The 16,798-nt window shown below is 75.4% G+C and carries 18 protein-coding genes; 10 read left to right on the top strand and 8 right to left on the bottom strand.

Features of this window, described 5'->3' with window-relative positions; genetic code table 11:
* Positions 1-192: 192 nt before the first annotated feature.
* The 10 genes from ACIA5A_RS07580 to ACIA5A_RS07535 all read left to right on the top strand — a co-directional run bounded on the left by ACIA5A_RS07580 (position 193) and on the right by ACIA5A_RS07535 (position 9,235).
* The gene (locus tag ACIA5A_RS07580; RefSeq protein WP_396757604.1) at positions 193-480 is read left to right on the top strand and encodes a hypothetical protein; all 288 of its coding nucleotides are present in this window, start codon (positions 193-195) and stop codon (positions 478-480) included.
* The gene (locus tag ACIA5A_RS07575) at positions 480-1,241 is read left to right on the top strand and encodes a hypothetical protein (RefSeq protein WP_396757601.1); all 762 of its coding nucleotides are present in this window, start codon (positions 480-482) and stop codon (positions 1,239-1,241) included. The genes ACIA5A_RS07580 and ACIA5A_RS07575 overlap by 1 nt, the downstream gene beginning before the upstream one ends.
* Entirely contained in the window at positions 1,238-2,809 is a 1,572-nt protein-coding gene (locus ACIA5A_RS07570) for a phage baseplate assembly protein V (protein ID WP_396757599.1), read from the top strand. Before ACIA5A_RS07575 ends, ACIA5A_RS07570 begins: the two co-directional genes overlap by 4 nt.
* Positions 2,809-3,147, top strand: a complete 339-nt coding sequence (locus ACIA5A_RS07565) for a hypothetical protein (RefSeq protein ID WP_396757596.1) — start codon at positions 2,809-2,811, stop codon at positions 3,145-3,147. The genes ACIA5A_RS07570 and ACIA5A_RS07565 overlap by 1 nt, the downstream gene beginning before the upstream one ends.
* Positions 3,144-3,593, top strand: a complete 450-nt coding sequence (locus tag ACIA5A_RS07560; RefSeq protein ID WP_396757593.1) for a GPW/gp25 family protein — start codon at positions 3,144-3,146, stop codon at positions 3,591-3,593. Before ACIA5A_RS07565 ends, ACIA5A_RS07560 begins: the two co-directional genes overlap by 4 nt.
* Positions 3,590-6,238 carry a putative baseplate assembly protein gene (locus ACIA5A_RS07555; protein WP_396757590.1) on the top strand — a complete coding sequence of 883 codons (2,649 nt, stop codon included), beginning with the start codon at positions 3,590-3,592 and terminating at the stop codon, positions 6,236-6,238. Before ACIA5A_RS07560 ends, ACIA5A_RS07555 begins: the two co-directional genes overlap by 4 nt.
* Positions 6,219-6,935 (top strand): phage tail protein, encoded by a 717-nt coding sequence (locus tag ACIA5A_RS07550; protein WP_396757587.1) that lies wholly within the window; start codon positions 6,219-6,221, stop codon positions 6,933-6,935. Before ACIA5A_RS07555 ends, ACIA5A_RS07550 begins: the two co-directional genes overlap by 20 nt.
* The gene (locus ACIA5A_RS07545; RefSeq protein ID WP_396757585.1) at positions 6,932-7,852 is read left to right on the top strand and encodes a hypothetical protein; all 921 of its coding nucleotides are present in this window, start codon (positions 6,932-6,934) and stop codon (positions 7,850-7,852) included. Before ACIA5A_RS07550 ends, ACIA5A_RS07545 begins: the two co-directional genes overlap by 4 nt.
* A gap of 114 nt (positions 7,853-7,966) precedes the next feature.
* Complete coding sequence (locus ACIA5A_RS07540; RefSeq protein WP_396757582.1) at positions 7,967-8,443, top strand: hypothetical protein; 477 nt, start codon at positions 7,967-7,969, stop codon at positions 8,441-8,443.
* 27 nt (positions 8,444-8,470) lie between these two features.
* Positions 8,471-9,235, top strand: a complete 765-nt coding sequence (locus ACIA5A_RS07535) for a hypothetical protein (protein WP_396757579.1) — start codon at positions 8,471-8,473, stop codon at positions 9,233-9,235.
* Here the strand turns inward: ACIA5A_RS07535 and ACIA5A_RS07530 are convergent.
* The 8 genes from ACIA5A_RS07530 to ACIA5A_RS07495 form a co-directional block, all read right to left on the bottom strand.
* On the bottom strand, positions 9,228-9,842 hold the full coding sequence (locus ACIA5A_RS07530; RefSeq protein WP_396757576.1) for a bifunctional 4-hydroxy-2-oxoglutarate aldolase/2-dehydro-3-deoxy-phosphogluconate aldolase: 615 nt from the start codon (positions 9,840-9,842) through the stop codon (positions 9,228-9,230). The genes ACIA5A_RS07535 and ACIA5A_RS07530 overlap by 8 nt on opposite strands.
* Positions 9,839-10,822 carry a sugar kinase gene (locus ACIA5A_RS07525; RefSeq protein ID WP_396757574.1) on the bottom strand — a complete coding sequence of 328 codons (984 nt, stop codon included), beginning with the start codon at positions 10,820-10,822 and terminating at the stop codon, positions 9,839-9,841. Before ACIA5A_RS07525 ends, ACIA5A_RS07530 begins: the two co-directional genes overlap by 4 nt.
* On the bottom strand, positions 10,819-11,676 hold the full coding sequence (locus ACIA5A_RS07520; protein WP_396757571.1) for a PmoA family protein: 858 nt from the start codon (positions 11,674-11,676) through the stop codon (positions 10,819-10,821). Before ACIA5A_RS07520 ends, ACIA5A_RS07525 begins: the two co-directional genes overlap by 4 nt.
* On the bottom strand, positions 11,673-12,317 hold the full coding sequence (locus ACIA5A_RS07515) for a hypothetical protein (RefSeq protein WP_396757568.1): 645 nt from the start codon (positions 12,315-12,317) through the stop codon (positions 11,673-11,675). Before ACIA5A_RS07515 ends, ACIA5A_RS07520 begins: the two co-directional genes overlap by 4 nt.
* On the bottom strand, positions 12,314-13,177 hold the full coding sequence (locus ACIA5A_RS07510; RefSeq protein WP_396757565.1) for a carbohydrate ABC transporter permease: 864 nt from the start codon (positions 13,175-13,177) through the stop codon (positions 12,314-12,316). The genes ACIA5A_RS07515 and ACIA5A_RS07510 overlap by 4 nt, the downstream gene beginning before the upstream one ends.
* Entirely contained in the window at positions 13,174-14,154 is a 981-nt protein-coding gene (locus tag ACIA5A_RS07505; RefSeq protein ID WP_396757562.1) for a carbohydrate ABC transporter permease, read from the bottom strand. Before ACIA5A_RS07505 ends, ACIA5A_RS07510 begins: the two co-directional genes overlap by 4 nt.
* A gap of 29 nt (positions 14,155-14,183) precedes the next feature.
* Positions 14,184-15,527, bottom strand: coding sequence for an ABC transporter substrate-binding protein (locus tag ACIA5A_RS07500; RefSeq protein ID WP_396757559.1), 1,344 nt, complete (start codon positions 15,525-15,527; stop codon positions 14,184-14,186).
* 97 nt (positions 15,528-15,624) lie between these two features.
* On the bottom strand, positions 15,625-16,671 hold the full coding sequence (locus ACIA5A_RS07495) for a LacI family DNA-binding transcriptional regulator (RefSeq protein WP_396757556.1): 1,047 nt from the start codon (positions 16,669-16,671) through the stop codon (positions 15,625-15,627).
* Positions 16,672-16,798 lie beyond the last annotated feature (127 nt).

Raw genomic sequence — 16,798 nt, 5'->3', positions numbered from 1 at the left:
TCCGACGGCGGCCGCGCCGACGCCACCGCCGAACCGGACCGGGGAGGGTGGCCGGGCGTCCGTCCACTCTCGTTCGCCCCGGCGCGACGTGATCCGGGGACGGCCGACGGATCGGGCGACGCGGGACGTCGCCCGGCGCGGACCGGTGCCGGGCACCGAGCCGACGACCCGTCGCGCGACGGAGAGCGCCAGGTGCCGCTGTCGTCGCGGCGGCAGCGGGCGACGCAGCCGTCGGCGGCGAGCGCGGTGGACGACGCCGGCCGGCGACGTCCGTCGAGTCCGTGGCCCACGCTGCCGGACGAGGCCGTCGTCGGGTCACCCGGCAGCGGACGGGCGGGCCGGACGCGGCCGGCGGCGGAGATCGGCACGGCGCACCGGGACCTGTGGCCGGCGCTGCCCGACGAGCCGGCGCCCCGGCCGGCGGTCGCGGGCGCGGCCTGGCGGGAGAGCCGGCTGGACCGGGAACAGGCGGGTGGCTGATGGAACGCGTCGCCTTCCTCGTGGACGAGTCCGGCACCCGGGTCGACTGCCTGCTCAACCCGGAGACCGTGCAGGTCACCCGGCTGGCCGGGATACGGCCCCGCGGCGGCCCGGACGGGCCGTTGACCGGCGCCGGTCTGGCCGACGACCCGCTGGTCTTCACCGGCGGTGGGCGCACCGAGCTGGTGCTGGACCTGCTCTTCGACGTCGACTTCGTGGAGTCGCCGGCCCGCCCCGAGGACGTCCGGGCGCTGACCCGGCCGCTGTGGATGCTCGCCGAGAACTCGACTGTCGAGCACGGCTGGCCCCGTCCACCGCTGGTCCGGCTGGTCTGGGGCAAGACCTGGAACGTGCCGGGCGTGATCTCGGCGATCGCGGAACGGTTCGACGCGTTCACGCTCACCGGCACGCCGCGCCGTTCCTGGCTGCGGTTGCGGCTGGTCCGGGTGGCGGAGACCGCCGACGCGGCCCAGGCCGGCTTCGAGGAGGAACTGGCCACGGCGAGCACGCCGACCGTGGCGCCCGGCTCGGCGGTGGTCGCCGCCGCCGACGGCGCGACGGAGCCGGGCTGGTCCGGGGTCCGCTTCGACCTGCTCGCGCACGACGCGCTGGGATCACCGCTGCGCTGGCGGCTGCTCGCCGAGCACAACCGGATCACCGACCCGCTCGCGGTGCCGGCCGGCACCGCGCTGGCGGTGCCGGCGATCGGCGGCGCCGCGCCACCACCCGAGGCCGCCACCACGACGGGAGGCACGCCGTGACCCGGGCCGCGACGGTGACCCTGGACGGCCGGCCGCTGGCCGACCCGACCCGGCTGCGCGGGATCCGGGTCGCCGCCCGGCTGGACCTGCCGACGCAATGCGAGCTGGCTCTGGCCACCGCGCCCGGCACGGGGGCGCTCGACCCGCCGGTACGCCCCGGCGCGGCCCTCGACGTGCGCCTGGACGGTCACCCGGAGGCGCTGTTCACCGGCGAGGTGACCGCCGTGGAGGTGGAGTACGCCGGCGACGGCGCCGCGCTGCTGCGGATCCGGGCGTACGACCCGTTGCACCGGCTGCGCAAGCGGCAGGAGCTGCGGGTGTTCGAGTCGGTGACGGCCGCCGAGCTGGCCGGGGAGCTGTGCGCCGGGCTGGGGTTGAGCGTGGTCGCCGAGACCGACGGGCCGCGCCTGGACCGGCTGCTCCAGCACCGGCACACCGACCTGGAGCTGCTGTGCGAGGTGGCCGGCCGGGCCGGGCTGCACCTGAGCGTGGACGGTGACCGGTTGCGGCTGCTCACCCTCGACGGGTACGGCGAGCCGCTGCCGCTGACCCTGGGCGGGAGCGTGCACGCGCTGCGGGTCACCGAGAACCTGGACCGGGCCGGCGCGGAGTGCGCCGCGCTGGGCTGGCACCCGCAACGCGCCGAGCCGCTGGGGCAGCGGGCCGGCGAGGCGCGCAGCGGGCGACGGATCCCGTTGCGCCCGGAGCCGGGCGACGTCGGCGCGGACGGGGTGCGTACCGCGGTGGACCAGCCGGCCCGCAGCGACGACGAGCTGGCCGCGCTGGCCCAGGCCGGGCTGGACGCGCGGGTCGCCGCGCTGGTGACCGCCGAGGGCACGGCCGATGGGGATCCGGCGTTGCGGCCTGGCCGGCGGGTCGCGCTGGCCGGCGTCCCGGACCCGGTGGCCGGGGTGTACGTGCTCACCGAGGTGGTGCACACGGTGGACGCGGACGGCCACCTGACCCGGTTCTCCACCGCCCCGCCCGAGCCGCCCCCGGTCACCGCGCCCCCGGCGGCGACGGTCACGCTCGGCCGGGTCACCGACGTCGACGACCCGGACGGGTTGGGCCGGGCCCGGGTGACGCTGCCGGCGTACGGGGACCTGGACGCCGGCTGGCTGGCCGTGGTCTGTCCGGGCGCGGGCCGGGGCAAGGGGATCGTCGCGCTGCCCGACCCGGACGACACCGTGCTGGTGGCGTTGCCCGGCGGCGAGCCGGCGTCGGGCGTGGTGCTCGGCGCGATGTTCGGCGCGGTCGAGCCGTACGACGCGGGGATCGTGTCGGGGCGGTCCCGGCGGTGGTCGATGCGGACCGGCACCGGCCAGTCGATCGTCATCGACGACGACGGTCGCACGTTGCGGCTGGCCACCGACGCGGGCAGCTTCGTCGAGCTGCGCCCCGAGCTGACCACCGTGCACGCCGCCGGCGACCTGGTGCTCTCCGCGCCGGGCCGGGCCATGGTGGTGCGCGCGAAGACCGTCGACTTCCTGCACGCCCCGGCGGCCGAGGACGCCGAGACCGCCGCCGCGCAGGCCCGTACCCTCGCCCGTTCCTCCGGAGGTGGCTGATGCGCTGGATCCACCGCGACTCCCTGATCACTTGTGGGCACGACGGGCGGGTGACGAACCGCCCCGCACAGCGCTGGGTCACCGTGCGCGGCGTGCCGGTGCTGGTGCGACCCGACCCGGAGGGACGCGACATCATCGCCTGCCCGAACTACGGCCCGACGATCAAACCGTGCCTGAAGACGATGACCGTGACGGTCGGCTACAGCGCCTGGGTGCGGGTGGACCGGCAGCCGGTGGTGCTGTCGAACCTGGACGGCCTCACCGACGGCACCCCGCCGGGGACCGTGCACCACCAGGTCCGCGACCCGCGGCAGATGTTCCTGGGGGCGGACCGGTGAGGGCGTTCCGCTTCGTCGGCGCCGGCTTCGACGCCGGTCGCGCCGGTGGTCTCGCGCTGACCGCCGCCGGCGGGCTCGCCATGACCGAGGGCGACGAGACGGTACGCCAGGCGCTGTACCTGCTGTTGTCCACCACCCCGGGCGAGCGGCTGATGCGCCCCGGGTACGGCTCACGACTGCACCGGCTGGTCTTCGCGCCGAACGACGACACCACCGCCGGGCTGGCGATCCACTACGTGCGGCAGGCGATCCGGCGCTGGGAGCCGCGGGTGGAGGTGCTGGACGTGGACGCCGGACCGGACCCGGACGACCCGTGGCGCCTGGTGATCCGGCTGGACTACCGGGTGCGCGCCAGCCTCTCCCCCGGCCAGTTGGTGTTCTCCGTCGACCTGCTGCCGCCCGACGACGACCCCGGCGATCTGCCGGGCGAGGAGGTCACGCCATGACGCTGCCGGTGCCGCACCTTGACGACCGCGCCTTCCTCGACCTGGTCACCGAGGCGCGGGAACGGATCCGCCGCTCGTGTCCGGACTGGACGGACCTGTCCGCGCACGACCCGGGGATGGCGCTGGTGGAGGCGTTCGCCTACCTGACCGAGGTGATGATCTACCGGCTGAACCAGTTGCCGGAGAAGGCGTACGTCGCGTTCCTGAACCTGCTCGGCGCGACCCGGCACCCGCCGGCGGCGGCCTGGGCGGACGTGCGCCTGACCCGCACCGGCGCGGACCGCGGCGCGGTGCGGGTGCCGGCCGGGACCCGGGTCGCCGCGGCCCGCGGCGCTGACCCCCGACCGATCGTCTTCGTGACCACCGAGCCGGTGGTGCTGCCCGCCGGCGAGACCGAGGTGACGGTACGCGTGCACCACTGCGAGCCGGTCGAGGCGGAGCTGCTGGGCACCGGCACCGGCCAGCCCGGACAGACGTTCCGGGCGGCCCGCGCGCCGCTGACCCGCACCACCGAGGCGCTGGACCTGCTGCTCGGGGTGGAGGTGCCGGCCGGTTCGGTGGAGCTGGGCGCCGCCGCCCGCGAGCACGAGGGCCGCACGTACGAGATCTGGCGGCCGGTGGACAGCTTCGCCGGCCTGGGCCCGCAGGCCAAGGTCTACCTGGTGGACCGGGCGTCCGGGGTGGTCACGTTCGCCCCGGCGCTGGACCTGCGCCCGGTCAGGCCGACCGGGACCGGGCCGGACGCCGGGAGCGGGGGCGGCCCGGCCGTCGAGGGGGCGGCCGGGGCGACCACCGTGGCGGCGGTGCCGCCGGCCGGGCGGCAGGTGCGGCTGTGGTACCGGTGCGGCGGGGGGCCGACCGGGAACGTGGCCGCCGGCGTGCTGACCAGCCTGCGCGACCCGCTGCCCGGGTTGAGGGTGGACAACCCGCTGCCGGCCACCGGCGGGCGGGAGCTGGAGTCGCTGGAGTCGGTGCTGGCCCGCGGGCCGTACGAGTTCTTCGCCCAGCAGCGCGCGGTCACCGCCCGGGACTTCGAGATCCTCGCCACCGGCTCCGGCGCGGTGGCCCGGGCGCGGGCGTTCACCCGGGCCGCGGTCTACAGCTTCGCCCGCCCCGGCGAGGTGGAGGTGGTGCTGGTGCCGTACGTGCCGGAGGCGGCCCGCCCCGGCGGCCGGCTGCCGGTGGCGGTGCTGCGCGAGCACGAGGTCGAGGAGGCGCGCCGCCGGGTCGAGGCCGACCTGGAGCGGCGGCGCGCGCTGGGCACGGCGGTCCGCGCCGGGTGGGCCCGCTACAAGGCGGTCTCGGTGCGGGCCCGGGTGGTGGTGCGCCGCGAGGAGGACGTGGACGCGGTCCGCCGCCGGATCCACGACCGGCTGCACCAGACGCTGAGCCCGCTGCCCACCCCGCTCAACCCGACCGGCTGGGCGTTCGGCGAGCCGCTGCGCGCCTCCAACGTCTACCGGATGTTGGAGCACGCCGAGCCGGGCGTGCGGTACGTCGAGTCGGTGCGGTTCGTGGTCGACGAGGCGCCGGACGCGCAGGTCCGCGCGCTCGCCGTGGACCAGTACCAGCCGGACACCTGGTACGCCGGGCGCGGACCGGTGCTGTTCCGCTCGACCGACGCCGGCGCGGGCTGGGAGCCGGCCGGCCGGTTCGACGGCGAGACGGTGGTGCGGGTCGCGCCCGCCCCCGCCCCGGTGCGCCCCGGCGTGGTGCCCCGGGCCGGCTCGGTGGCGGTGGTGACCGCCCGCGACGCGGGCGGCTCCCGGGTGCGGCTGAGCACCGACCTGGGCGAGAACTGGACGCTGCTCACCGACCTGGAGGCCGGGGTGCGGGACCTCGCCTGGATCGACCGCGACGGCACCGGCGCGCTGCTGCTGGCCACCGACGCCGGACTCTACGAGGTGCCGCTGCTGCCGGGCGCGGTGCCGTTGCAGATCCTGGTCGACCCGGCCGACGCCGACCGGGGCTTCTACGCGGTCCGCGCGTTCGTCTCCGAGCGCGGCGCGCCCGGGGTGGCGGTGGCCGCGCAGGCCGGTTTCGGGGTCTACCTCTCCACCGCCGCCGGCCGCCCCGGCACGTTCGGCCACGTCGGCCTGGCCAACGTGGACAACCGGGTCCTCGCCGTGCAGTACGACGGCCCGGCCACGCTGCTGTGGTGCGGCGCGGGCGAGCCGGACCCGAAGAAACCCGGGCAGGGCTGCCACCGGACCCGGCTGTTCGAGTCGGACGTGCAGTGGCAGTCGATGGCCGCCGGCTGGATCGGCGGCACCTGCCGGGACCTGGCGTTCAGCGGTCCGCTGGCGCTGGCCGCCACGCAGAGCGGCGGGGTGGTCCGGCTGGACACCCTCGCCGGGCAGCCGCAGTGGCGGTCGGTGTCGGTCAACTGCGGCCTGCCGCTGCGGGACCGGACCCGGTTCTCCCCGGTGGACGCCATCGCCGCGACCGCGCCGTCCGCCACCGGCGACCGGCTGGTGCTGGCCGGCGGCGAGCGCGGCGTCTACCGCAGCGGCGACGGCGAGGACTGGACGGCAAGCGCCAACCAGGCCACCGCCGACGTGGTCACCGTCCCCGGCACCTGGCTGCTCTGCTCCGGCGAGCACGACATCGAGGTGGTGCGGCAGGATGCGCCGAACGGCGATTGAGCGGCTGCTGCCGGCCGCGTACCAGCGGGCCGCCGGCCCGGGCAGCGTGCTGGGCGCGCTGCTGGACGTGATGGAGGCGCTGCACGCCCCGGACGAGGCGGTGCTCGCCGACGTCGACGCGTTGTTCGGGCCGTACCGGACGCCGGACGGGTTCGTCGCGTACCTGACCCGCTGGGTGGCGATGGACCACGTGGTGAGCGCGCCGCGGGCGGACGCGCCGCTGCCGTTGCCGCTGGGCCGGCTGCGCGACCTGGTCGCGCACGGCGCGCTGCTGGCCCGCTGGCGCGGCACCCCGTACGGGATGCGCACCGCGCTGGAGCTGGCCACCGGGGTGACCGGGTTCGTGCTGGACGAGCCGGCCGAGCGCCCGTTCCACCTGGTGGTACGCGTGCCGCCGGCCGCCGCGGACCGGTTGGGCCTGGTCACCCGGATCGTCGAGGCGGAGAAGCCGGCCGCGGTCACCGTCGAGGTGGTCGCCGCCGCCGCCGACCCGCCCGCCGATCCCCCGCCGCCGGCCGACCCGACGCCGCCCCCGGCCGACCCGACGCCGCCGCCCGCCGTGCCGACGCCGCCCCCGGCGGAGCCGACGCCGCCACCCGCCGAGCCGGTGTCGTCGCCGGCCGGGTCGGTGCGCGCGGTCGGCCGGGCGCACGTGCCCCCACCCCCGCCCCACGACCCGCCCGAGGAGCCGTCATGACCACCGAATGGACCGTCGCCGCCGCCGCCGAGCAGTTCACCCTGGACGCCCGCAACGCCGGCGAGCTGACCTTCACCGTGTCGAACCCGGGCGCGGCCCCGGACACCGTGGTGTTCGACGTCGCGCCGGGCGAGGGCACCCAGCGCGCCTGGTTCACCGTGGCCGAACCGCAGCGGGTGGTGCCCGGGCAGGGCTCGGTGTCGGTCCTGGTGCGTCTCGCCGTGCCGCCCGGCACCCCACCCCGGCGCTACGACATGACCGGGTTCGCGTACTCGGCGAACACCGCCCCCGAGGAGAGTTCCCGCTCCAGCGGCCGGGTGACGTACGACGTGCGGGCGGTGGTGGCGCCGAAGCGCTCGCCGTGGCCGTGGCTGGCGGCCGCGGCGGTGCTGCTGCTGGTGGTCGGCGGCGTGGTGGTGTGGCTGGTGACCCGCGGCCCGGACACGCCGCCGACGCCGCAGGCCCGGCCGGTGACGGTGGAGGCGGAGTCGCTCGTCGCCGGTGCCGAGGTCACCTCGAAGGGCCCCACCAAGGCGGCGGTGGTGGCGCAGGACAACTGCTGCGAGGTGACCTGGTCCGGCGACAAGCAGCTGTTCTTCCTCGGTCGGGCGGTCGGCGACCGGGTGACCGTGCGGGTGGACCTGCCGTCGGCCGGGGCCTGGCGGTTCGCCACCGTGCGCACCACCGCGCCCGACTACGCGAACACCATCTGGCTGGTCGACGGCAAGCAGGTCGGCGACACGTTCTTCGGCTTCAGCCCGGCGGTGGCCATCACCGACGAGGTGGAGGTGGCCACGCTGGAGCTGACCAAGGGCGCGCACGAGCTGACGTTGGTGGCGGTGAGCAAGACCCAGGGCACCGACTCCTACTTCGCCGGGGTGGACCTGGTCCGGTTCACCCCGGTCGGCCAGCCGTGAGCGCGAGGAGTGAGCCGGTCCTGCGAGCCCCGCAGTCGCGAACAGGGACGGCACCGTGAGCGCGAGGAGTGAGCCGGTCCTGCGAGCCCCGCAGTCGCGAACAGGGACGGCACCGTGAGCGGTCGGCAGAAGGTGCTGCTGGTCGTGCTGGCCGTCCTGCTGGTGCTGCTCTGGGTGGTGGCGGTGGCCGGGCGGCGGGACGGCCCGGGCGACCCGGGCGCGGGGCCGGGCCCGCTGGCCCGGCTCGGGCACGGCGCCGGGGCGGTGGACCCGGCGACGGTGACCGTGACCTGCCTGCCACCGGCCGCCGACCCGGTCGGCACCGCCGACGGGCTGGTGGTCGCCTTCGGCGCCACCTGCCGGCTGCGGGTCGCCGACCCGGGCTCGCTGCGCACGCTGCTGCTGCGGGGCGCGACACCGTTCGAGGTGACCGCCCGCGCGCCCGGCGACGCGGACGTGACCGTGACCGACGAGGTGACGCCCGGGCCGGACGGCGCGACGGTGGCGAAGGTGGCGGTGGACCGGGAGACCGAGGTGCTCCTGCGGTGTCCGGGAGGTGGCGGGTGCACGGTCACTGTCGCCCGGTCCTGACCGGGCCCGCCGGCGGGGAGGCGCGACATGGGTGAGCTGCGGAAGCCGTTCCTGCTGCTGGCGCTGTTCGTGGTGGCGCTGGTGGTCGGCGTGGAGCTGGGCGCCGCGGCGCTGACCGGCGGCGGCGACGCGGGTGGCGCGCTGCGCGACAGCGCCGGGCAGCTCGGCGTCGAGCTGGGCGACGTGGGCGCGGTGGCCGAGCCGTCCGGCCGGGGCATCGGCTACCTGGCCCTGATCGACGTGGTGGCGCTCTGGACCACCGGGCTGTTCGCGCTGAGCCTGGTGCTGCCGGACCGGGTGCAGGGCCGGGTGCAGGGCGTCGCCACGCTCATCTTCTCGATCGTCCTGCTGCTGGTGTCGCTGGTCCTGTTGATCATCGCGTTCGTCGAGCTGACGGTGATGGTCTCGCTGTTCCTGGCGCCCCCGTTCGGCACGCTCGCCTACCTCGCGGTGTGGGGGTTCTTCCCGGTCGACGACGCGGCCGTGCTGCTCGGGCTGGTGCTGCTGCTCAAGCTGGTCTGGGCGGGCCTGCTGCTGGCCGCCCAGCCACGGTTCCTGCGCAACAAGGGTCTGGTGCTGCTGGCGCTGACCACGCTGCTGTGCACGGTGGTGCTGCAGTTCCTGCACGGCCTGTTGCCGGTGATCCTGGTCAGCATCCTCGACGACCTCGGCGCGGTGGTGTTCGCCGTGGTGGCGCTGATCTGGGCGTTGGTGCTGCTGATCGGCTCGATCCCGGCGATCGTCAAGGCGGTCCGCACCACGGTCACCACGTCCGGCCGCACGGTCACCTGACCGGGCGGCCGGTGGCCAGCTCGGCCAGGCGCGGGAGCTGCGCCGGGTCGGTGAGCGCCGAACCGACCGCCACCACCCGGACACCGGCGGCCAGGAAGTCGCCCGCGTTGCCGGCGTCGATGCCGCCGGTGGCCACGAACCGGGCCTCCGGGAGCGGCCCGGCGACCGCCCGGAACCAGGCCGGGCCGAGACTGACCGCCGGGAACGCCTTGAGCCAGCGCAGGCCGTGGTCCAGCGCCTGCTGCGCCTCGGTGGGGGTGGCCACGCCGGGCAGGTGCGGAATGCCGTAGGTGTGCGCCGTGTCGGCGACCGCCAGGTCCAGACCGGGGGCGACGGTGAACGCCGCGCCGGCGCTCACCGCCTGGCGGACCTGGGCCGGGGTGCGGACCGTGCCGGCGCCGACGATCCGGTCCCGACGCCGCCCGGCCGCCACCGCGGCGCGCAGCGCGGGCACCGCCCCCACGGTACGGATCGGCACCTCCACCACGCCGATGCCGAGGTCCCAGGCCAGTTCCGCGAGCCGCACCGTCTCCTCGGGCGGCAGGTCGCGCAGGATCACCATCACCCGCGCGTCGCCGAACAGTGGTGCGAAGTCGTGCCCGGTCATGTGCCGCTCCCTCCGTCGGGACGCCGCGCCGGCGTCGCCCACTCCCGGTCCGTCCGGGCCAGCGCCGAGGCGATGCGCGCCGGGTCCGGCGGCGGCGCGGTGTCGCCCGGCACGGCCAGCACCGGCGCCGCGGTGAGATGGCCCAGGCGCAGACAGGATCTCAGGTCGGCCCGGCGCAGCAACCCGGCGAGGAAGCCGGCGGCGAACGCGTCCCCGGCGCCGACCGGCTCCACCACGTCCACCGGCAGCGCCGGCACGAAGACCGCCGGTCCGGTACGCGCCAGCGCGGTGGCGCCGACCGGCCCGTCCTTGACCACGAGCAGCTCCGGCCCGGGCAGCAGGTCGCGTACGGCCGCCGGGTCGGCGCTGCCCCAGAGCGTCGCCGCCTCGTCCAGCCCGACGAGCACCACGTCGGCGCGGTCGGCCAGCTCGCGCAGCACCGGGGCGGCCCGCTCGGCCGTCCAGAGCGCGGGTCGGTGGTTCACGTCGAAGGTGACCCGGGCGCCGGGCGCCGCCCGCCGGTCGAGCGCGTACGCGAGCAGGTCCCGGCAGGAGTCGGAGAGCGCCGCGGTGATCCCGGACAGGTGCAGCATCCGCACCCCGGCCAGCCGCGGGTCGGCGAGGTCCACCGGGCCGAGCCGGCTCGCCGCCGACCCGGCCCGGTGGTAGTGCACCCGGGTGCCGGCCGGCCCGGGGTCCTTGAGGTAGACGCCGGTCGGTGCGGCCGGGTCCACCGTGACCAGCCCGACGTCCACGCCGGCGTCGGCGATCTCGGCGACCACCCGGTGGCCGAACGGGTCGTCGCCGACCCGGCTGACCCAGGCGGCGCGGTGACCGAGCCGGGCCAGTCCCGTCGCCACGTTGGACTCGGCGCCGCCGACGCCGACGGTGAGCCGGGCGGCGTGCCGCAGCGGCCCGCCGTCGTCGGGGGTGAGCACCACCATGGTCTCCCCCACGCAGGCGACCTCCGGCCCGGTCACGGCGACGCCGCGAGCCGGGCCGGGACGGCGGCCGGGTCGAGGTGGCCGTCGACCACCAGCACCCGGTGCCGGTTGCGGCGGGGCGTGCCGGCGGCGACCACCGCCGGCCGGTCGAAGGCGTACGCGACGCAGACGCCCGGGTACATGGCGGTGCGGACGAACCACCTGTCGCCCGGCCCGAGGCCGGTGACGACAAGCGTGTACGCGCCGCCGCCGGGCGCGGTGCCGGCGAACGCCAGCCACGGCGCGGCGGAACCGTTGACCGCCTCCTCGCCGGACGCCTCCCCGGTCCACACCCGCGCCTCGACGCCGGTGACCGCCCGCCAGAAGAAGCCGCCGTAGCCGGCCCCGCCGGGACGGCCGTTGGTGGCGGGGCTGCCCAGACGGACGTCGGCGCCGGTGGCGGACGTGAGCGTGCTGGACACCGTCAGCCACCAGGCGTCGTCGCCGGCCGGGGCGGCGGTGAGCCGGCGGTGCTCGCGCAGCAGCGGCCGGCCGGCCGGGTCCCGCCACGCCAGGTCGTGGTCGAGCCGGTCGGCGGCCCGCTCCCGCCAGCCGGTGTGGGCGACGACGCCGTGGTCGTCGCGCCAGGTGTAACCGCTGCCGCGCACGTAGGTGCGCCCGCCCCACAGGTTGGTGCCGTCCACGTCCTGCACGGCCAGCGACGCGCCGAGGTGCCAGACGTGGTCGGCGGGGAGCGCGTCGGTGACCGGGGTGCCGGCGCGGGTCCGCACCGGGTGCAGGTAGGGCCGGGGTCCGTGCCGGGGGTCCAGCTCCGGCCGGAGGACGTAGCGCGCGACCTCCGTCCCGGCCACGACCAGCCGTTCCACTCCGCCTGCGGCCGTGGCGGTCACGACGCCTCCGGGCGAATCGCCACACCGCGCGCCTCCGCGGGTTCCGACGCGAAGGCCGGGTGACGGCCGTCCACCGCGTGCAGCGCCGCCAGCGTGTACCCGCCGAGGATCGGCACCGCCACCGGCGTGACCAGCGCGGCCAGCACCGTGGCCAGGGCGCAGGTCCCGGCGGCGGCGGCCCAGACGCCGGGCCGGCGCAGACAGGCGCGGCCCGCCTGCCGGGTGGCGGCACGCCAGCCCCGACCGCCGGTGCGTCCGACCGCGACGGTGACCAGGCCCGCGTACCCGAGCACCGCCGCGACCACGACGGCGGTGACCGCGAGCGCGGGCCCGCCGCCGGGCACCCGGCCGCCGGCCAGCGCGAGCAGGTCGGCGGCGAGCAGCGCGGCGACGGCGAGCGCGACGGCGCTGACCGCCGCGCCGGCCGGCAGCGCCCGGCCGAGGCGGGCCAGGCTGGTCCGCGCCGGCGGCCAGCTCCCGGTGACCGACCGGTCGTGCAGCGCGGCCGACGCGGTGGCGACCGCCGGGGCGAGCGTGAGCAGCGGCAGCGCGACGACCGCCACGGCGAGGCCGAGCAGCGCCAGGTCGGCCGCCTCGGCCACGGTGTCCCGCCAGTCGCGGCGGGGACGCTCGGCGGTCATCCCTTCAACCCGCTGGTGTTGATGCCCTCGACGAGCATCCGCTGGAAGGCGAGGAAGAACAGGAACACCGGCAGCAGGGACAGCACCGACATGGCGAACATGGGGCCGACCGCGCTCTGGCTTGTCGAGTCGATGAACAGGGTCAGCGCCACCGGCACGGTGTAGTCCTCCAGGGTGGACAGGAAGACGAGCTGCCGGAAGAAGTCGTTCCAGGTCCAGATGAACGAGAAGATCGCGGTGGTGACCAGCGCGGGCCGGCTCAGCGGCAGGATCACGTGCCGGAAGACGCCGTACGGGCTGGCGCCGTCGATCTTGGCGGCCTCGTCCAGCTCGCGGGGGATGCCGCGCATGAACTGCACCATGAGGAAGACGAAGAACGCCTCGGTGGCCAGGAAGTGCGGCACCAGCAGCGGCAGGTACGGCCAGTCGCCGCCGACCAGGCCGAGGCTGCGGAACAGGATGTACTGCGGCACGATCAGCACGTGCCCGGGCAGCAGCAGGGTGCCGATCATGACGGTGAACCACACCCTGCGCAGCCGGAACCGCAGCCGCCCGAGGGCGTACGCGGCGAGCAGGCAGGACAGCGCGTTGCCGACCACGGTCAGCAGGCTGACCATGGCGCTGTTGAGGAAGAACCGGCCGAAGCCGACGTCGAAGTTGGTCCAGCCGTCGACGTAGTTGCCGGGGGTGAACTCCTCCGGCAGCAGGCCGATGTTGTTGACGATCTCGGCCTGCGACTTGACCGAGGTGCCGAGCATCCAGACCAGCGGATAGAGCACCACCGCCACGATCACCACGAGCACCAGCAGGCGCAGCGCCTGCCGGTTGCCCGGCCGCCGGCGGGCGGTCAGGGCCGTCACGAGTCGTCTCCGTCCGAGTAGTGCACCCAGAACCGGCCGGTGCTGAAGAAGACGGCGGTGATGAGCGCGATGGCCAGCAGGAACACCCAGGCCATCGCCGAGGCGTAGCCCATCTCCAGGTCGGTGAAGCCGGAGATGTAGAGCTTGAGCGTGTACATCAGGGTGGAGTCGACCGGGCCGCCGGTGCCGTTGCTGAGCACGAACGCGGCGGTGAACCCCTGGAAGCCGTGGATGGTCTCCAGCACCAGGTTGAAGAAGATCACCGGGGAGAGCATGGGCAGGGTGACCGCCCGGAACCGCCGCCACGCGCCCGCCCCGTCGACGGCCGCCGCCTCGTACAGCTCGACCGGGACCTGCTTGAGCCCGGCCAGGAAGATCACCATGGGCGCGCCGAACTGCCAGATCGCCAGCACCATCAGCGTCTGCAGGGCCCAGTCCGGGTCGGCGACCCAGGGCAGCCCCTCGACGCCGAAGAGGGCGAGGAACGAGTTGAACGCGCCGTCCCGGTTGAACATGTTGACCCAGACGATGGCGAGCGCGACGCTGCCGCCGAGCAGCGACGGCAGGTAGAACAGGCCGCGGAACAGCCCGACGCCGCGCCAGGTGCGGTTGAGCAGCAGCGCCACGCCCAGCGCGGCGGCCAGCTTCAACGGCACGGCGACAAGCGCGAACGTCAGCGTGACCCGCACCGCGTGCCAGTACGACGGGTCGGCGGTGAACATCCGTTCGTAGTTGGCCAGCCCGACCCACCGCACCTCGGACAGCGGGGTGAGGATGTCGTAGTCGGTAAAGCTGAGCCAGAGCGACAGCAGCATGGGAAGCGCCGTGATGCCCATCAGTCCGATGAGCCAGGGCGAGAGGAAGACGTACCCCGCCAGGCCCTCGCCGTACCGGGCCCGGCCGGCCCCGCGCCGCGTGGGGCGGGGGCCGACCGGTCCGGTCCGGGGGGTCCGGCCGGGCGCCGTGGTGAGGGCCACGCGCCGGTTCCTTTCTTCTCGTCGTCGGGTCAGGCGATCGCGGCCTTGCAGGCGGTGACGAACTGCTCCGCCGCCTGCGCCGGGGTGGCCCGGCCGTACTGGGCGTTCTCGGCGGCCTTGGTCAGCTCGGACTTCACCTTGCTGTGTCCCTTGATCGGGACCTGCGGGGACGGGCCGAACTTCTGCGCCAGCTCGGACTCGACCTGGATGGACTGCTTCATGGCCGGGTCGGTGGCGGTCTCGCTGACCTTGGCCCGCAGGTCCATGTTGGAGGGCAGGCCACGGTCGGTGCCGAGCAGCGCGACCGCCTCCGGGTCGTTGTTCAGGAAGTTGATCACGTCGACCGCGGTGTCGCGGTGCTTGCTGCCCCGGAACACCGACCAGTACATCGAGGCGCGGGCCCACTGGGCGCTCGGGTCACCGGGGTACGCCACCACGCCCAACTCGTCCTTGGTGTTCTTCTTCAGGTCGGGCATCTGGTTGGCCCAGACCCAGGAGGTGGCCGCCTTGCCGGTGACCACGAGCTGCTTGGTGATGTCGGTGGCGTTGCCCTGGTGGATGACGTCCGCGGTCGGGGTGGCGCCCCGGTCGCGGGCGCCCTTCCACAGCTCGAACCACTTCGTCACGTCCTCGACCGTGAAGCCGAGTTCCTTGCCCTGGTAGAGGTCCTTGCCCTGCTGGCGCAGCCACACCCAGAGCGCCTTGTAGTCGGCGCTCGGGTCCTGGGTGCCGGGCACCTTCGTCTTCTTCGCCACCTGCTCCGCCCAGGCGATGTGCTCCTCCCAGCTCATCCCGGTGGTCGGCTCCGGCAGCCCGTTCTTCGTCAGCAGCGTCCTGTTGTAGACCAGGCCCTGGGTGTTCTCCCCGGCGGCCACCCCGGCGAGCTTGCCGTCGACCACGCCGTACTCCAGCAGGCTCTTGGGAAACTTCGACACGTCGAGCTTGCCGGAGTCGCGGTAGCTGCCCAGGTCGAGCGTGGTGCTGCGGGCGGCGTACTCGGCGAGGTAGTTGTCGTCGATCTGGAACAGGTCGGGCGGGTTGCCGCCGGCGGTCAGCGTGGCCAGCTTGTCGAAGTAGCCCTGGTTGGCCTGCCAGGTCTTCTCGAACGTCACGTCCGGGTGCTTCTTCGTGTAGAGCGCCAGGGCGTCCTCGGTCAGTTTGGCCCGGGCGTCGCCGCCCCACCAGAAGACGGAGAGCTTGACCGGGCCGCCGTCGCCGGCGGCGTCGTCGTCGCCGCAGCCGGCCGCGCCCAGGGCGAGCGGCGCGACGAGCGCGACCGCGGCCAGGCCGCGGACGAATCGACGTCGGGTCAGAGGGGTACGGTGATCCCGCCCGGCGGGTGCGCCGGCGGTGGGGGGCGTTGCGGGGTGCATCTGCGCTCACTCCTCGGCTGTGGGAGGCGACGACGTCACCGGCGGCCGTCCACGGGCCGCCCGGGTCCGCACCGCTATGCGGACCCGGGCCACCTCGTCAGGCCCCGGCGCCGTTCCGACCGGGCTCGGGAACGGGCCCGGTCGAGTCGCGGACGACCAGTACGGTCTGCAGCATTACCTGTGCGGTGGTGCGACGGTCGCCGGCTGCCGCGCCCCGGCCCCGGGCGCCGCGCGGCGCGTCGGAGTCGTGTTGCAGCAGCATGTCGACGGCCGTCCGGCCGGCGGCCGCGGTCGGCGTGGCCACCGTCGTCAACTTGGGGCGGGTGAGCCGGCTCAGCGCGATGTCGTCGACGCCGATCACGCTGACGTCCTGCGGCACCCGCAGCCCGAGCGCGTCGAGCCCCTCGATCAGGCCGAGCGCCATCAGGTCGTTGTAGGCGAGCACGGCGGTGACGCCGCTGCGGCGTACCGCCTCGGCCGTCGCGCCGCCGCCGGTCTCGGTGGGCTGGTTGGGCCCGAGCACGGTCAGGTCCGCGCCGCCGCCCCGGGCGGCGGCGGCCGCGGCCCGGCGCATCTCCCGGTTGGTCCAGGAGCCGCGCGGGCCGCCGAGCAGCGCGATCCGCCGGTGGCCGAGGCCGAGCAGGTGCTCGACCGCGGCCCGCGCGCCCTGCCCGACGTCCATCATCACGCAGGGCAGGCCGGCGACCTGGCGGTTTATCACCACCACCGGGACCTCGCGGCTGACCTGCTCGATCAGGCTGTTGCTCATCCGGGGGCTGCACAGCAGGACGCCGTCGACCTGCTTGGCGAGCGCGTGGACCAGGTCCTCCTCGGCGACCGGGTCTTCGTTGGTGTCGGCCACGAACACGTGGTAGTCGCGGTGCCGGGCCTGCCCCTCCGCCGCCTTGATCAGCGGCGGGAAGAACGGGTTGGCGATGTCGGCCACGATCAGGCCGATGTTGTGCGTCCGGCCGGTGATCAGGGCGCGGGCGGCCCGGTTGGGGCGGTAGCCGAGGTCCTCCGCGCAGGCCAGCACCCGGACCCGGGTCTCCGGGTTGACCAGGTGCGGGGCCGAGAACGTGCGGGAGACGGTGGAGATGTGCACGCCGGAGGCCCGGGCGACGTCCCGGATGGTGGCTGGCACGGCGGGCTCCCTCGTCCGATGTGGTGGGGGTCACGTGGGTGTCGCCAATTAATGCAAACGGTTGCTCCGGTGTCAACGGTCCATTATTACGGCTCGATTGCAGCGGCACTCCCGGTGGGTGCATAAA

Source organism: Micromonospora sp. NPDC051300 (assembly GCF_044455315.1).
Classification (GTDB): domain Bacteria; phylum Actinomycetota; class Actinomycetes; order Mycobacteriales; family Micromonosporaceae; genus Micromonospora; species Micromonospora robiginosa.
Note: the sequence above shows the minus strand (reverse complement) of the source record. Positions and strands in the feature narration are given on the sequence as shown.

What these genes read in the sequence shown, in the direction of transcription:
- ACIA5A_RS07575 (WP_396757601.1), top strand. Translation starts at nt 480, where the DNA reads ATGGAACGCGTCGCCTTCCTCGTGGACGAGTCCGGCACCCGGGTCGAC.
- ACIA5A_RS07565 (WP_396757596.1), top strand. Translation starts at nt 2,809, where the DNA reads ATGCGCTGGATCCACCGCGACTCCCTGATCACTTGTGGGCACGACGGG.
- ACIA5A_RS07555 (WP_396757590.1), top strand. Translation starts at nt 3,590, where the DNA reads ATGACGCTGCCGGTGCCGCACCTTGACGACCGCGCCTTCCTCGACCTG.
- ACIA5A_RS07550 (WP_396757587.1), top strand. Translation starts at nt 6,219, where the DNA reads ATGCGCCGAACGGCGATTGAGCGGCTGCTGCCGGCCGCGTACCAGCGG.
- ACIA5A_RS07545 (WP_396757585.1), top strand. Translation starts at nt 6,932, where the DNA reads ATGACCACCGAATGGACCGTCGCCGCCGCCGCCGAGCAGTTCACCCTG.
- ACIA5A_RS07535 (WP_396757579.1), top strand. Translation starts at nt 8,471, where the DNA reads ATGGGTGAGCTGCGGAAGCCGTTCCTGCTGCTGGCGCTGTTCGTGGTG.
- ACIA5A_RS07530 (WP_396757576.1), bottom strand. Translation starts at nt 9,842, where the DNA reads ATGACCGGGCACGACTTCGCACCACTGTTCGGCGACGCGCGGGTGATG.
- ACIA5A_RS07515 (WP_396757568.1), bottom strand. Translation starts at nt 12,317, where the DNA reads ATGACCGCCGAGCGTCCCCGCCGCGACTGGCGGGACACCGTGGCCGAG.
- ACIA5A_RS07500 (WP_396757559.1), bottom strand. Translation starts at nt 15,527, where the DNA reads ATGCACCCCGCAACGCCCCCCACCGCCGGCGCACCCGCCGGGCGGGAT.